The sequence below is a fragment of the Arthrobacter sp. NPDC056727 genome (assembly GCF_042790555.1).
Classification (GTDB): domain Bacteria; phylum Actinomycetota; class Actinomycetes; order Actinomycetales; family Micrococcaceae; genus Arthrobacter.
On the sequence record NZ_JBHTZA010000015.1, the window covers coordinates 1 to 13,846 of the forward strand.

Here is a 13,846-nt window from a genome sequence, read left to right on the forward strand (position 1 = left end):
ACGAAGTCCCCTGGTTCAAACCCCCACCAGAACTCGACCCCCACCGAAAACCCCGCCGCAACCAATACTTCCGCTCACGACCCCACCGCGAATGACTGGTGGACGACGGGAAATTCCGGGGCCAGCCGAGGGCAGGCCCAGACGCGGGCCGCGACACCGTCACGAACCGCAGAGCCAGGCGCAAAAAAGCTCGCCCTCTGACCCGCAATGGGGCCGGACACCAGCGGATGCACTCACCGGCGTTGCAATAACGAGCGCGCCCTCCCGCCAATGGACTGCGACCTGTGGGTCATCGGCGCTGGCGGCTGACAGTTGCCAATCCCAGGGCGGCGATGCTTCTGGACGGCGCAGTTGGACTAACAAACCGTGCTGGCCAGGCTCCGCTTCCCTCGCTAGGCTCTTCCCGCCGTGACATCTGCACTTCCAAACGCGATCACCCGACTCAAGGAGAGCAACATGGCCGTTACCTACACCTTCGACGTCTTTTCCAGCCTCGACGGCTTCGGCTCCCACAGCGGAAACTGGGGCGGTTACTGGGGCAAGCAAGGCCCTGAACTGCTCGAGCGCCGACTGGCCTTGTACGGTGAGGAGCAGCGAATGGTCTTTGGAGCCAACACGTACCGGGCGTTCGCGCGGATGCTGGCCACGAGCAGCAACGAGTCAGAGGTCCGCGACCCGTGGGTCACACGGATGACCAGCCTGCCGGCAACGGTGGTGTCGCGAACGCTCCAAGAACCGCTCAACTGGCCGGATGCGACTCTCGTGAGCGGCGACGCAGTGGACGTGGTTGCCCGGCTCAAGGAAGAGTCAGACGTGCCGCTGCGCTCCCACGGCAGCCTCTCGATGAACCGGGCACTGATGGCCGCCGGCCTGGTAGACCGCGTCCAAGTGACGCTCTTCCCTGTGATCACCGGCCAGACAGGGGAGGAGCCGGTCTTCCACGGTGCCGCCGACTTCGACCTCGAGCTGATCGAAAGCCGGACGCTCGACGGCCACACGCAGGAGCTCATCTACCGGCCACGCCTGCACGCCTGAAAACCGTGCCCTCCTGAAAACAAGGCACGTCTGAACCCAGGTCATGCAACAGGACTGAACCCGCCCCTACCGCACCTGCAATACGTGTGCGTCCGTGATGCGCTGCAGCTCGCCGTAGCTGATCGAGAACATCGAGTGGTGGTCACCGGCTCCGGCCCAGAGCGTTGCGTGGTCTTCAAGCGAGGCGTCCAGCAGCGTGCGGATCTTGGCCGGGTGCCCAACGGGAGCCACGCCGCCCACTTCCTGGCCCGTGTGGTGCAGCACGAAGTCCGGCGCCGCGCGGCGGATCCTTCCCGTGCCCAGCTGGGAGGCGACCAGCCGGACGTCGACTTTCGCGGCGCCGCTGGCGAGGATCAGCAGGGGAGCGCCGTCCACTTCGAATACCAGGCTGTTCGTGATCGCTGCGACGTCGCAGCCAAGCGCGTCGGCCGCGGCAGCCGCCGTCGGGACCGCACCGGGAAGAACCGTCACTGTGTCGCGGGCGCCGGCGGCGGTCAGGGCGCGGCGCACGTTGGCCACCGGGTCGGCAAGCATGTCCGTGCTCCTGTCGTCAGAACCCCTGGGCATCCAGGATCGCGTCTTCCTCTTCTTCGGCCGTCGGCCTCTTGCGCTTCCGTGGTGCCGGCGGACGACGGCGGGCTCCCGCGGCAGTGTGGGGAAGTTCGCCGCCCGCCGCCTCGGCGTCCTCGGCATCCATGGCAGCGTTGCGGGCCTGCTGCCGGGCCGCATAACCAAAGGCCACGAACATCAGGATTCCAAAGGCGAACCACTGGAGCGAATAGGAAAGGTGCGTACCCTCATCCACCGAGGGCATGGGGAACGGCTGCGGCATGTCCGCCACCGGCGGAGTCTCAGACGCGAGCTGCCCGTAGGCGCCGGTCAGGAGGGGATAGCCAAGCTCGGCCGCATAAGTGGGCAGGTCAATGGAGGCCAGCTGGCCCTCGGGCGCGCCGCGCTGCAGCGTGGGTTCGCTGTGCTTGAGCCGCACCACTGCCGTGATCTGCCCTGACGGCGGTGCCGGAATGGAGTCCGGCCGGCCTGGAGTCTTGTTACCGATCGGCAGCCAGCCGCGGTCGATCACCACGGTCTCGCCCGACACGAGCTTGAACGGAATCACCACCTCGTACCCGGGCTGCCCGTTAAGGGGCCGGTTGCGGACAATCCGCAGCCCGTCGACGTCGTAAGTCCCCTGGAGCCTGACCTGGGTCCATTCCCGCGACGGGTTCAGCTCGTCAAACTCATGGCGGGCCTGGGCAAACGTGATGGGAGTGGCCGAATAGTTGGACGTGACCCGCTGGATCTCCGCCAGAGTCTCCGCCCGGCGGTCCATCTGCCAGCGGCCCAGGAACACGCAGCCGGTGGCAAAGATGGCGGCCAGCAAAAGGTAACCCAGCCACTTGCTGGAAAACAGGAACTTGTACATTCAGCTGTTCCCGCCCAGTTCCGCCGCCTCGAGCGGCACGGTTTCCTTCCAGAGCCCGCGCGTCTGCAGGTAGTCCTCCAGCCACGCCTTATGGTCGTCGCACGCCAGCCACACCTTGCGGCGCTCAGGCGTGTGAATCTTAGGATTGTTCCAAAGGAGCTGCCAGGACGCATCGGCCCGGCAGGCTTTGCGGGAGCAGGTGGCCGCGGAAGCCGGCGCGGCAAGGTCGCCGCTGCCGCCGCCCAGGTTGAAAATGTTCATGAAGCTTTCTGTCCCCGGCCGTCGTCGTCTTCTTCATCATCAGCAATGAGCTCGCCCTGGAGCACCGTTGGTTCAGCCGCGGTGCCGTCGCTTGCCGCGGTCCCGGAATCGTCGCCCGCTCCGAGCTCAGCGTACGGCGTGTAGTCCAGCAGCGCATCGCTGTGGATCTCCGCCTTGTCCGAACCGTTGGCGATCACCACCGCGACCCACGGCAGGAAAACCGCGCCCGCCACCGCAACCAGTTTGAACCAGCCGTCCACCACGAAAATCAGGATCAGGCACACCATGCGGATGCCCATGGCGAGGGCGTACTTGATCATGCGCTCCCGCATGTCTTCGGAATGCGCTGCCGCGGCGTCCGTGATGCTGATTACTTCCGGATGGCCGGCGGGGGAGTCACGCTTCCCGGGCGTCTGCTGTCCGGGTTGGGGTTCAGGTATCACGACTGTCTCATCACGCTCCAATGGCTACCCCAATTCTCTCACCATCCGAAGGCGGCTCCCAATCGGACGATAAGATCGGAGGCAGTTCAAAAACCAGCCACCACAGCGGAGCCATGCTCCGCGGAAATTCGGAGCACACATGTCTGAAGCAGCAACCACGGCCCGCAGCGTCCTTATCACCGGCGGAAACCGCGGCATCGGCCTGGCCATCGCGGAGGCATTCGTGGCCAACGGGGACAAAGTGGCCGTGACCTACCGCAGCGAATCCAAGCTGCCGGAGGGTGTCCTGGGCGTCAAGGCCGACGTGACCGACGAAGCCTCCATTGACGCTGCGTTCGCCGAGGTCGAGGCGGCCCACGGCCCCGTCGAGGTGCTGATTGCCAACGCCGGCATCACCAAGGACACGTTGCTGCTGCGCATGAGCGAGGACGACTTCACGTCCGTCATCGACACCAACCTGACCGGCGCCTTCCGCGTCATCAAGCGCGCCTCGAAGGGCATGATCCGGCTGCGCAAGGGTCGCGTGGTGCTCATCTCCTCCGTCTCCGGCCTGTACGGCGCACCGGGCCAGATCAACTATTCCGCTTCGAAGGCAGGCCTCGTGGGCATCGCCCGTTCCCTGACCCGCGAACTCGGCTCGCGCGGAATCACGGCGAACGTGGTGGCGCCCGGCTTCATCAACACCGACATGACGGCCGAACTGCCGGAGGCCACGCAGAAGGATTACCTGGCCAGCATCCCGGCCGGACGCTTCGCTGACGCCTCCGAGGTGGCCAACGTGGTGCGCTGGATCTCGAGCGACGAGGCTGCCTACATCTCCGGCGCCGTCATTCCGGTCGACGGCGGCCTGGGCATGGGTCACTAGGCTCCCGGAACATCCCGGCCTGCTTTCACGACGGCGGGCCGCCGGCTTCTTTGTCGCGTTTCGACAAAGGAAACCCGCGTGCCCGCTGGCATGATGGACTGCAGGCCATCAGTTATTAGACGTTTCGAACAAAACTTAGACAAGCTTTTAGACAAGTTTTTAGACAAGGGAGCCCACATGGGACAGCTGGACAACAAGACAGCCATCGTCACCGGTTCTTCGCGCGGCATCGGCGCCGAAGTTGCCAAGATCCTCGCCGGCGAGGGCGCCGCCGTCGTCGTTAACTACCGCCAGAAGGCGCCGCGCGCCAACAAGGTGGTGTCCGGCATCGAGGCCGACGGCGGCCGTGCCGTCGCCGTCGGAGCCGACCTGACCACGCTCGAAGGCGTGCAGGCTCTGGCCAGCGCCGCCATGGAAAACTTCGGTTCACTCGACGTCCTGGTCCTCAACGCCTCCGGCGGCATGGAAACGGGCATGGAGGAGGGCTACGCCCTCAAGCTCAACCGCGACGCCCAGGTCAACATGCTCAACGCCGCCGTGCCCCTCATGAAGCACGGCTCCCGCGTGGTGTTCGTGACCAGCCACCAGGCACACTTCATCAACTCGGTCCCCACCATGCCCGAGTACGAGCCCGTCGCCCGCAGCAAGCGCGCCGGCGAGGACGCCCTGCGCGAACTGCTCCCGAACCTCGCCGAGAAGGGCATCTCCCTGGTGGTCGTCTCCGGCGACATGATCGAGGGCACCGTGACCGCCACCCTGCTTGACCGCTCCAACCCGGGCGCCATCGAGGCACGCCGCGCCGAGGCCGGCAAGCTGTATTCCGTGGAGGAATTCGCCGCTGTGGTTGCCAGCATGGCCACCGCCGACGTCGAGTCCGGCCACACGGAATACGCCGGCGGCGCGGACTACTTCGGCAAGAACGCCGAGTAGTCACCGACGCAGCGGTCCGTGGTCTTGCCGCGGATCCCTAATACGAAGCCGCTTACACGAAGGCCCGGCGCACCAGCGCCGGGCCTTCGCTGTACCCAACAACCTTTCCTGCGCCCGGCACCTGCACCGGAACCCAAGTTGGGCGGACCAGGCCGTTGTCCGGGCGGCCCGGGACGCTTAGGGTCGTAGCCATGGCAGAGGATGCAGCAGTACCGACGCGGACCTACCCGGCCGGCGTGCCGTGCTGGGTGGACACCCAACAGCCCGACGTGGAAGCTGCCATGAGGTTTTACGGCGGATTGCTCGGCTGGGAGTTCGACGCCGGTGCGGCACCGCCCGGGGATGCCGGCAGTTACGTAGTCGCCCGGCTCGGCGGCCAGGAAACGGGCGCCATCACCGGAATGGGGACCGGAATCCATGGCGTGCCCGCATGGAACACGTATATCGCGGTGGAGGATGCAGACACCGCGGTGCGCCACCTGCTCTCCGCCGGTGCAGCGCTGAAATCTGCTCCTGCCGATACCGGAGCGGGCGGCGTTCGGGCTGTGCTGGCCGACCCCGAGGGAGTGGAGTTCCGCATCTGGAAGCCCCGGGAGCGGCCGGGCGCCCAGGCCGTCAACCTGCCCGGCGGCTGGAACTTCAGCGACCTCCACACGGCGGACACGAATGCGGCTGCCGATTTCTACGCCAGGGCCTTCGGCTGGCAGTTCGACCGCCTCGATTTCGGCACCATGATCCGCCGCCCGGGATATGGCGACCATCTGGAGGCCACCGTCGACCCCAATATCAGGGCCAGGCAATCGGGGGACGCCGTCCCTACAGGTTTTGCGGACGCAATTGGTTGGCTTGCCCCTGCTCAGCCGGGCGAACGGCCGCACTGGCATGTCACCTTCACCGTCGCTGACCGGGACGAGGCGGTCCGGGAGGCAGAACGCCTCGGCGGCCACGTCCTGGGACAGGACGACACCATGTGGACGCGCACCGCGCTGATCCGGGATCCCGGCGGCGCTGTCTTTACAGCGAGCCAGTTCACGCCGCCGTCGGACTTCTAGCTCCTGCCCGGCCTGCTCCGGCCGGGCGTGTTCCGGCCGGGCGTGTTCCGGCTATTCAGACGCGGTGCCTTCAGATAGCGGTGCCTTCAGATAACTTTTAGACGCCGGCGATGTGCCGGACCGCGTCGAGGTACGGCATGTTGACGGCGGCGTCAGCCACGGCTCGGACGGCGGGCTTGGCATTGAAGGCCACGCCGATGCCCGCGGCGCCGAGCATGTCGAGGTCGTTGGCTCCGTCGCCCACCGCGATGGTGTGCTCCAGTGCGATGCCCTCGGCGGCGGCCCATTCGCGAAGGTACTTTTCCTTGGCTGCACGGTCGATCACGGCGCCGAGAACCTTGCCGGTCAGGACGCCGTCCACGATTTCCAGCTCGTTGGCGATCCAGTAGTCCATACCAAGGTCCTCGGCGATCGGGCGCAGGATCTGGTTGAAACCGCCGGACACCACCGCCACGGCATGGCCTGCGGCCTTGAACGCCGCGACCAGTTCGGCGGCTCCCTCGCTCAACTTCACTTCCGCGCGGACGGAATCGACGACGTCGGCAGGCAGTCCCGCGAGGACGGCCACGCGGGCGTGCAGGCTTTGCGCGAAGTCGAGTTCGCCGCGCATCGCAGCCTCCGTGACGGCGGCGACTTCGTCGCGCTTGCCGGCGTAGGCGGCAAGGAGTTCGATGACCTCCTGCTGGATGAGGGTGGAATCGACGTCCATGATGAGCAGCTTGCGCTCCGCGTTCCGCAGCTCGGCGGGCACGACGGCGGTATCCACTCCGGCCCGGTCCGCGTTCTCCTTCGCGGCGGCAATCGCGTGCCGCAGGCCGGCGATGTCTGCGGAGGACGCCGAAGGCACGGAGAAGTCCACGGTGCAGACCTCAAATCGTCCGTCGCCTGCGCTGGAGGCTTCCCCGAAGGTGGCGCCGGAGTCCGCCAGCAGGGACCGCAGGATTTCCGGTTCCGAGGGGGACAGTTTCAGGCCATAGCTGACCGCAGTCACGTTCGAAGTCATGCCTGCAATCTTATCGAGCGCAGCGGCGCCTCCCGAATCCGTTGCCCGGGACCGCTTACAGCCGGCTCCCAGCAAACGTCCGGCCAGCCCGGAGACCGGTGGGGCAGAATGGCCCGATGATCTCTGCCCTGACTGCCCGCCTGCGCCCGACGCCCTTGCTGAGGGCGTCCCAGCAGGTACTTTTCTGCTGGGCCGGGGCTCTCCTTGTGGCTGGTGACGCGGTTTTCTGGCTCATGTTCGCGGCCGTCCAGTCCGACTCGGGGCTGGCGGCAATGGACGGTCCCGTGCACAGCTTGCTGGTGGATTCGCGCAATCCTGCTGCCACCGCGCTGCTGGCAGCGCTGTCTGCCGTGACTGCGCCGGAAGTGCTGAGTTTCGTCGGCGCGGCGTTCGCCCTGGTGTGGGCAGCCTGGAAACGCGAGCTGTGGCGCCCCGCAGTGCTCATGGGGGCGATGGTGCTGGCGGTGGTGCTGACAATGCTCATCAAACAGTTCGTCAGCCGGTCGCGTCCGCCAACTTCAGACTTCCTGCTCGGCCCGGACGACGCGCTCTCATTCCCCTCGGGTCACACGGTGGGGATCGGCGTGTTTGCCGTCGTGCTCGCCTACCTCGTCCTGTCACGGTCCGGAACGCGTACGACGGCGGTGCTTGGGTTCTGCGCGGCCTTTGCACTTACGGCGGTGGTTGGCATAAGCCGGCTGTATCTGGGCTACCACTGGCTCACCGACGTCGTGGCCTCCTGCGGCGTGGCACTCGCGGTAGCAGCCGTAGCGGTGTTCACGGACGCAGCCCGGCACGCCCCCGCAAGGCCTCGGCGCAAGGGGCCCGAAAGCAGGGCCCCGCGCAGTTCGGCGGTTGCCGATCCGTCAGCTCCGGAAACGCAGGCGTAGCAATGCCACCCCTGCCGCGGCTACTACTGCCGCTGCAAAGGCGCTGATGCCGGAGTAGCCCGTCAGGCCCATCACCGGCCCTGCCAGCGCGCTTCCCACCGCACCGGCCAGGGACATGGTGGCGTCCGAAAAGCCTTGGACGGGCACGCGTTCAGCGGGTGTGAGCGTGGCGACGAGCAGTGTTGAACCGGCAACCGTGGTGGCCGACCAGCCCAGCCCAAGCAGGATAAGCCCGACAGTAACCGAGCCCATGTTCTGCGACGCCAGCCCGGTCAGTGCCACCGCAGCGAGCAGAGTAAGCAGCCCGGCAAGGGCGGCAGTGCGCGGCCCGAGGCGGTCGGTAAGGACACCCATCAGCGGCGAGAGGGCGTACATCCCCGCGATGTGCAGGGAGATAGTCAGGCCGATGAGCGCGATGGTGTCGGCGTTTCCCGCAGTGTGTCCGGCGTGGTGCTGCATGTGCAGCGGCGTCATGGACATCACGGCGACCATCACGGCGTGGGCCGCGATGACCGCGATCACCGCCCCGCGCGCGCTGGGGTGCTGCCGTACGATCCGCAGCCCCTCCCGCCACGTGCCAGAGCGCTGCGCGCCGGGCAGTGGGTTCCCGCCGTCGAGCGCGCGCCGCGCGAGGAGTGGGTCCGGGCGCAGGGCCAGCGCCACGATGCCAGCGCCAACCACCATTCCCAGCGCCGAAATCAGGAAGGGCCCCGCAGCCGGGGGAATGTACAGCCAGCCTGCCAGGACGGCACCCGGGGCCACCATGTTGGGCCCGGCGACAGCGCCGATGGTGATCGCCCAGACCACCAAGGACAGGTCCCGCCCCCGGCGGGCCGGCTCGGCCAGGTCGGTGGCGGCAAAGCGGGCCTGCAGGTTCACCGCCGAGGCCAGGCCCACCAGGAAGGCCCCGCCGAGCAGGAGCACAAACAGTTCCGTGGTCACGGCCGTGACCATCAGGAAGGTGCCGGCGATCGCCGCGGCCAGCCCGGTGGTAAGGGCCACGCGGCGTCCCCGCTGAAGGGCAAGCCGGGACAGCGGAATCGCTGTGAACGCGGTGCCCAGGGTGAGGGCGGTGTTCACGGACCCGGCCCACGCTTCGGAGCCGGACAGGTCAACCGCCAGGATGGAGCCCAGGACGAGGGTTGAGCCGTTGCCCAGTCCGGAGAAAATCTGCGCGACGGACAAAGTGCGCACGATTCGGCGCTGGGTGGAACGGGTTGCTTCGGCGGTACTGGTCAAGTTCTGTGGTCCCCTCGGACAGATGCTCGTTGTGAAGATCTCCACAAGACAACTGTGATGTCATGGGTTTATGCAGTTCAACCATGACAACATGCACGGCGTGCGGCTGGCGGAAGCCTTCGTCAACATGCTGGGCGACGGCTCCTGGGACAGTGACGTGCTGCAGGAACTTCTGACAAGCCACATGTTCCGCTCGCCCAGGATCACCCCCGAATACCGGGCCGAGCTGCGGGAGTGGGCCGTGCGGCTGCAGTCGGTCTTCGCCGCGGAGGACCAGGAGGCCCGCTGCGCAGCGGTCAACGACCTGCTGGCGGCGGGTGTGCGGCGCGTCTTCCTGACCACCCACGACGACATGCTCCCGCACCTTCATTTTGCGGACGCCAGCGAAACGCTGGTGGAAAGGGTACGTGCGGTCACCGCCGGCGGCCTGGCCATCTTCATGACCGAGGCAGCCGGCGAACGGCTGGGGGTCTGCGCCTGGCGGGACTGCAGCCGGGTCTTCGCCGACACCAGCCGCGGCGGAAACCGGACGTACTGCTCGGCCCGGTGCGGCAACGCCGACGCCGTCCGGCGCTACCGCGGCCGCGCTCGCCCAAGCTAGGGCGCGCTCAAGCTAGGGCTTGCGGCTACTTGCAGCATCGCGGGTACTGGCAGCAGTAGGCGCCAGCACCATCTCGTCGAGCTTGGGCAGGGCGTGCCGCAGCCGGTGCCTGGCCTCGTGCATGGTCTGGTCGGCCAGGACAAGGCTGGTGTTCCCGTCGAGGGCGATGGTGGCCGCGCCCTTAAGGCGGTGGCCCACCCACCGCAGCTGCACGCGCCCTACGTCCGTCACACCAGGAGTGCGTTCAAGGGCGCGGCGGGCACGGTCCACGAGTTCGGGTTCGATCCCATCCATCAGCCTGCGTCCGATGCTGCGGACCGTGCCCCAGAGCAGGATGATGATGGCCACCGAGATCAGGAGGCCAACAATCGGGTCCGCCAGGGGGAATCCGAGCATGACGCCGCCGGCGCCAAGAACCACGGCCAGGGACGTGAAACCGTCCATCCGCGCATGAACACCGTCGGCCACCAGTGCAGCCGATCCGATCCGGCGGCCGATCCGGATACGGTAGATCGCCACGGCCTCATTTCCGGCAAAGCCAATCAGCCCTGCGGCCACGACCCAGCCCAGATTCTGGAGGGCCTGCGGGTGGATGAGCCGGTCCACCGACTGCCAGGCTGCCACCACCGCCGACAATGCCACCACGGCGACAATGAACAGCCCTGCCATGTCCTCGGCCCTGCCGAAGCCGTAGGTGTAGCGGCGGGTGGCCGCACGGCGTCCCAGGATGAACGCCACCCACAGGGGAACGGCGGTCAAGGCGTCGGAGAAGTTGTGAATGGTGTCCGCCAGCAGGGCGACCGAACCGCTCACCAGGACCACCAGGAACTGCAGGACGGTCGTCCCGAGCAGCATGAACAGGCTGACCTTCACTGCCCGGATGCCCTGTGAACTTGCTTCCAGGGCGTCGTCGACCGAGTCGGCCGCGTCATGGGTGTGTGGGACAAACAGTTCGTAAAACCAGCCCTTCAGCCCCTTGTGATGCGTATGTCCGTGATCGTGAGAATGCTCATGCCCATGACCGTGGTCGTGGCCTTCGTGGCCGTGATCATGGTCACGGTGATCATGGCCGTGCCCATGATCATGCTCATCGTGCGGCTGGCCGTGCCCGTCGCGGCCGGGGGTGTTTCCGCCTGCCGGCAGCCCGGTGGTCTGCGTCCGGTCACTCATGATGCCGTTCCCTTCATGCGGTGGTGGGCCGGCTGTCCGCCGAGCGCATGCTCGGCCTGGAAGATCGCATCCGCGACAAGCTGGCGTGCATGCTCGTTCTCGAGCCGGTACAGGACCCTGGTGCCGTCCTGGCGGGTGGAAACCATGCGGGCCAGCCGCATTTTGGCCAAGTGCTGTGACACGGCCGCCGGCGACTTACCAACCGCCTCAGCCAAAGCCCCCACCGCCATCTCACCGTCGCGCAGGGCCAGGATGATCCGCACCCTCGTGGCGTCTGCCAGCATGGCGAAGATCTCCACCGCGAGCTCCACGTACTGGCTGTCGACGTCGAGTCTGCAAGACTGCTTATCTGCGTTCATACGCATATAATGTCATAAAGAGGAACGCGCCGCCGTCGACGGGCGTTACCGGTTATCAGTCGCACCGTGTTTTGTCCTAGTGTCTACTTCTATGAGTGATGTTCTTGAAATGGCCGCCGTCAGCGTTGTGCGTGGAGCCAAAACGCTCCTGAGCAAGGTGGACTGGCAGGTCAGGGAAGGCGAGCGGTGGGTCATCCTCGGCCCCAACGGCGCCGGCAAGACCACTCTTCTGCAGATTGCCGCGGCACGGCTCCACCCCACCAGTGGCATGGCCGGGATCCTGGACGAAAGTCTGGGCAAGGTTGACGTTTTCGAACTGCGGCCACGGATCGGCCTCTCCTCGGCCGCCCTGGCCAACCAGATCCCCGAGTACGAGACGGTGCTCAACGTCGTGGTCACTGCCGCCTACGGGGTGACCGGCCGCTGGCGCGAAGGCTACGAAAAGGATGACGAGCGCCGCGCCTTCGCCCTGCTGAACGACTGGGGGATGGGCCCGCTCCTGAACCGCAAGTTCTCCACCCTCTCCGAGGGTGAGCGCAAGCGCGTGCAGATCGCCAGGGCCCTCATGACCGACCCCGAACTCCTGCTGCTGGACGAGCCCGCCGCCGGCCTGGACCTTGGCGGCCGCGAGGACCTCGTGCACCGGCTCAGCCAGCTGGCCCTGGACGAGGACGCCCCGGCGATCGTGCTGGTTACGCACCACCTCGAAGAGGTCCCGCCGGGCTTCACCCACGCCATGCTCATGCGCGACGGCGAAGTGGTGGCTGCCGGCCCGGTCGACGAAGTCCTCACCTCGGGCAACCTGAGCGAGACGTTCGGCCTGCCCCTGGACGTCTCGGTGAACGCCGGCCGTTACACGGCAACCGCCCGCCGCTAGCGGAGCGGCCGGCACAGCGTGGAGTTTTTCAGCGGCATACTTGTGTTCTTCGCCGGCCTCTGGGCCGGCACCATCAACAGCGTTGTCGGATCCGGAACCCTCGTCACCTTTCCGGTGCTGATCGCCCTGGGCATCGCACCGGTGACGGCCTCCATGAGCAATGCCATGGGTCTCGTCGCAGGTGGCGCGGCGGGTGCTTGGGGTTACCGCCGCGAGCTGAAGGGCCGCGGCCGCCAGCTGCTGCGGCTGCTGCCCGCGTCCCTGCTGGGCGGCATCAGCGGGGCCTGGCTCCTGCTCCACCTGCCGGAGAAGGTTTTCCACTATGCAGCGCCGGCGCTTATTGTCCTGGCCCTGCTGATGGTGGTGTTCCAGCCCCGGCTCCAGCGGTGGGTGCGGAACCGCGAGGAAAACCCCGAGCACGCGCTGCGGGACAGGCACCACGGCATCCTGCTGGTGGTGCTGGTTTACCTGGCCGGGGTGTACGGCGGCTACTTCGTCGCTGCCCAGGGCATCCTGCTGGTGGGCATCCTCGGCGTCTTCATGACCGGCACCATCCAGAACGCCAACGCCATGAAGAATATCCTGGTGCTGGGCGTCAACCTGATCGCAGCCGCCTCCTACCTGCTGTTCGCCTTCGACCGCATCAACTGGACAGTGGTGGCCATCATCGCGGTCAGCTCGCTCATCGGCGGACTTGTTGGCTCCAAGGTGGGACGCCGGCTCTCTCCGCCGGTTCTGCGCGGCGTGATCTTTGCCCTCGGCCTGGTGGCGCTCGGCTTCATGGTTGCCAACCTGCTTAAAGGATGACCAGAAAGACTGCCCGGTGACTTTCCATTACCTTGAGTCCGCCGCGGATCCGCGCGTCGCCGACTACACCCAGCTGACGGACGTGCACCTGCGGAAGCTCCGCGAACCCGCCGAGGGCATGTACATCGCCGAATCCTCCCGCGTCCTCCGGCGCGCCCTCGCCGCCGGACACCAGCCCCGGTCCTTCTTCCTGGCCGAGAAGTGGGTTGAGGACCTGACGGACATCTTCGAGCAGTACCCCGACGTTCCCGCGTACATCGGCAGCGCCGGCCTCCTGGAGGAAATCACCGGCTTCCACCTCCACCGCGGAGCCATGGCCGCCATGCACCGCCCGGCGCCGGTCCCGCTGCCGGAACTGCTGGCGGGAGCCCGGCGCGTGGCGGTCCTCGAGGACATCGTGGACCACACCAACGTGGGCGCGATCTTCCGCTCGGCAGCGGCGCTGGACGTCGATGCCGTCCTGGTCTCGCCCCGCTGCGGCGATCCGCTGTACCGCCGCAGCGTCCGTGTCAGCATGGGCACCGTGTTCCAGGTGCCGTGGGCAAGGCTGGACAGCTGGCCGCAGGACCTGACACTCCTCAAGGAGCAGGGCTTCACCGTAGCCGCCATGGAACTCACCGACGACGCCGTGGACCTGGACCAGCTGGCCGCAAGCAACCCGGAGCGGCTCGCCCTGGTGCTGGGCACGGAAGGTGCCGGCATGAGCGCCGGGACGCTGGCCGCCGTCGACCTCGCGGTGAAGATCCCGATGCGCGCCGGCGTGGACTCACTCAACGTGGCGGCGGCGTCAGCCGTCGCATTCTGGGAGCTGCGGCCGCGGGCCTGACCAGGTGGGTGCGGCGGGTTCGTTGGTTTCCGCCACTATCCGCTATGATTGATAGCTGGTTCCAC

General features: G+C 67.0%; 18 protein-coding genes. 9 read left to right on the forward strand and 9 right to left on the reverse strand.

Annotation, left to right across the window (positions count from 1 at the left end; all coding sequences use genetic code 11):
* The first annotated feature begins 456 nt into the window (after positions 1 to 456).
* Positions 457 to 1,035: a dihydrofolate reductase family protein gene (locus ACFRAH_RS15435; RefSeq protein ID WP_377991784.1), complete on the forward strand. Its 579-nt coding sequence runs from the start codon at positions 457 to 459 to the stop codon at positions 1,033 to 1,035.
* Between the two features lie 66 nt (positions 1,036 to 1,101).
* On the opposite strand, the gene ACFRAH_RS15440 is transcribed toward ACFRAH_RS15435, so the two are convergent.
* From ACFRAH_RS15440 to ACFRAH_RS15455, 4 genes are read right to left on the reverse strand one after another with little or no spacing between them, the layout of a single operon-like run.
* The gene (locus ACFRAH_RS15440; protein ID WP_377991785.1) at positions 1,102 to 1,569 is read right to left on the reverse strand and encodes a YbaK/EbsC family protein; all 468 of its coding nucleotides are present in this window, start codon (positions 1,567 to 1,569) and stop codon (positions 1,102 to 1,104) included.
* A gap of 16 nt (positions 1,570 to 1,585) precedes the next feature.
* Positions 1,586 to 2,458 (reverse strand): SURF1 family protein, encoded by an 873-nt coding sequence (locus ACFRAH_RS15445; RefSeq protein ID WP_377991786.1) that lies wholly within the window; start codon positions 2,456 to 2,458, stop codon positions 1,586 to 1,588.
* Positions 2,459 to 2,719, reverse strand: a complete 261-nt coding sequence (locus ACFRAH_RS15450) for a hypothetical protein (protein ID WP_377991787.1) — start codon at positions 2,717 to 2,719, stop codon at positions 2,459 to 2,461.
* Positions 2,716 to 3,183 carry a DUF3099 domain-containing protein gene (locus ACFRAH_RS15455; protein WP_377991788.1) on the reverse strand — a complete coding sequence of 156 codons (468 nt, stop codon included), beginning with the start codon at positions 3,181 to 3,183 and terminating at the stop codon, positions 2,716 to 2,718. Before ACFRAH_RS15455 ends, ACFRAH_RS15450 begins: the two co-directional genes overlap by 4 nt.
* Before the next feature lie 118 nt (positions 3,184 to 3,301).
* Between ACFRAH_RS15455 and fabG the strand changes: the two genes are divergently transcribed.
* Both fabG and ACFRAH_RS15465 read left to right on the forward strand, forming a co-directional pair.
* Complete coding sequence (gene fabG, locus ACFRAH_RS15460; RefSeq protein WP_377991789.1) at positions 3,302 to 4,027, forward strand: 3-oxoacyl-ACP reductase FabG; 726 nt, start codon at positions 3,302 to 3,304, stop codon at positions 4,025 to 4,027.
* A gap of 177 nt (positions 4,028 to 4,204) precedes the next feature.
* A complete protein-coding gene (locus ACFRAH_RS15465; RefSeq protein ID WP_377991790.1) occupies positions 4,205 to 4,957 on the forward strand; it encodes an SDR family oxidoreductase in 753 nt (250 codons plus the stop codon).
* Between the two features lie 52 nt (positions 4,958 to 5,009).
* Here ACFRAH_RS15465 and ACFRAH_RS15470 read toward each other — a convergent pair whose 3' ends face one another.
* Positions 5,010 to 5,150 carry a hypothetical protein gene (locus ACFRAH_RS15470; protein WP_377991791.1) on the reverse strand — a complete coding sequence of 47 codons (141 nt, stop codon included), beginning with the start codon at positions 5,148 to 5,150 and terminating at the stop codon, positions 5,010 to 5,012.
* On the opposite strand from ACFRAH_RS15470, the gene ACFRAH_RS15475 reads away from it, so the two are divergent.
* Positions 5,149 to 6,009, forward strand: a complete 861-nt coding sequence (locus ACFRAH_RS15475) for a VOC family protein (RefSeq protein WP_377991792.1) — start codon at positions 5,149 to 5,151, stop codon at positions 6,007 to 6,009. The genes ACFRAH_RS15470 and ACFRAH_RS15475 overlap by 2 nt on opposite strands.
* Positions 6,010 to 6,106: 97 nt before the next feature.
* On the opposite strand, the gene serB is transcribed toward ACFRAH_RS15475, so the two are convergent.
* On the reverse strand, positions 6,107 to 7,012 hold the full coding sequence (gene serB, locus ACFRAH_RS15480; RefSeq protein WP_377991793.1) for a phosphoserine phosphatase SerB: 906 nt from the start codon (positions 7,010 to 7,012) through the stop codon (positions 6,107 to 6,109).
* Positions 7,013 to 7,128: 116 nt separating this feature from the next.
* On the opposite strand from serB, the gene ACFRAH_RS15485 reads away from it, so the two are divergent.
* Positions 7,129 to 7,902: a phosphatase PAP2 family protein gene (locus ACFRAH_RS15485; RefSeq protein WP_377991794.1), complete on the forward strand. Its 774-nt coding sequence runs from the start codon at positions 7,129 to 7,131 to the stop codon at positions 7,900 to 7,902.
* On the opposite strand, the gene ACFRAH_RS15490 is transcribed toward ACFRAH_RS15485, so the two are convergent.
* The gene (locus ACFRAH_RS15490) at positions 7,879 to 9,096 is read right to left on the reverse strand and encodes an MFS transporter (RefSeq protein WP_377991795.1); all 1,218 of its coding nucleotides are present in this window, start codon (positions 9,094 to 9,096) and stop codon (positions 7,879 to 7,881) included. The two genes, ACFRAH_RS15485 and ACFRAH_RS15490, sit on opposite strands and share 24 nt — an antisense overlap.
* 115 nt (positions 9,097 to 9,211) lie before the next feature.
* On the opposite strand from ACFRAH_RS15490, the gene ACFRAH_RS15495 reads away from it, so the two are divergent.
* A complete protein-coding gene (locus ACFRAH_RS15495) occupies positions 9,212 to 9,742 on the forward strand; it encodes a CGNR zinc finger domain-containing protein (RefSeq protein WP_377991796.1) in 531 nt (176 codons plus the stop codon).
* Between the two features lie 12 nt (positions 9,743 to 9,754).
* Here ACFRAH_RS15495 and ACFRAH_RS15500 read toward each other — a convergent pair whose 3' ends face one another.
* The gene (locus ACFRAH_RS15500; RefSeq protein ID WP_377991797.1) at positions 9,755 to 10,912 is read right to left on the reverse strand and encodes a cation diffusion facilitator family transporter; all 1,158 of its coding nucleotides are present in this window, start codon (positions 10,910 to 10,912) and stop codon (positions 9,755 to 9,757) included.
* On the reverse strand, positions 10,909 to 11,271 hold the full coding sequence (locus ACFRAH_RS15505) for an ArsR/SmtB family transcription factor (protein WP_377991798.1): 363 nt from the start codon (positions 11,269 to 11,271) through the stop codon (positions 10,909 to 10,911). The genes ACFRAH_RS15500 and ACFRAH_RS15505 overlap by 4 nt, the downstream gene beginning before the upstream one ends.
* A gap of 91 nt (positions 11,272 to 11,362) precedes the next feature.
* Here ACFRAH_RS15505 and ACFRAH_RS15510 point away from each other — a divergent pair, with 91 nt between their 5' ends.
* Genes ACFRAH_RS15510 through ACFRAH_RS15520 form a run of 3 tightly spaced genes read left to right on the forward strand, consistent with a single transcriptional unit; the run spans position 11,363 to position 13,781 of the window.
* On the forward strand, positions 11,363 to 12,148 hold the full coding sequence (locus ACFRAH_RS15510; protein ID WP_377991799.1) for an ABC transporter ATP-binding protein: 786 nt from the start codon (positions 11,363 to 11,365) through the stop codon (positions 12,146 to 12,148).
* 18 nt (positions 12,149 to 12,166) lie between these two features.
* The gene (locus ACFRAH_RS15515; protein WP_377991800.1) at positions 12,167 to 12,955 is read left to right on the forward strand and encodes a sulfite exporter TauE/SafE family protein; all 789 of its coding nucleotides are present in this window, start codon (positions 12,167 to 12,169) and stop codon (positions 12,953 to 12,955) included.
* A 16-nt stretch (positions 12,956 to 12,971) separates the two neighbouring features.
* Positions 12,972 to 13,781 carry a TrmH family RNA methyltransferase gene (locus tag ACFRAH_RS15520; protein ID WP_377991801.1) on the forward strand — a complete coding sequence of 270 codons (810 nt, stop codon included), beginning with the start codon at positions 12,972 to 12,974 and terminating at the stop codon, positions 13,779 to 13,781.
* Positions 13,782 to 13,846: the final 65 nt, after the last annotated feature.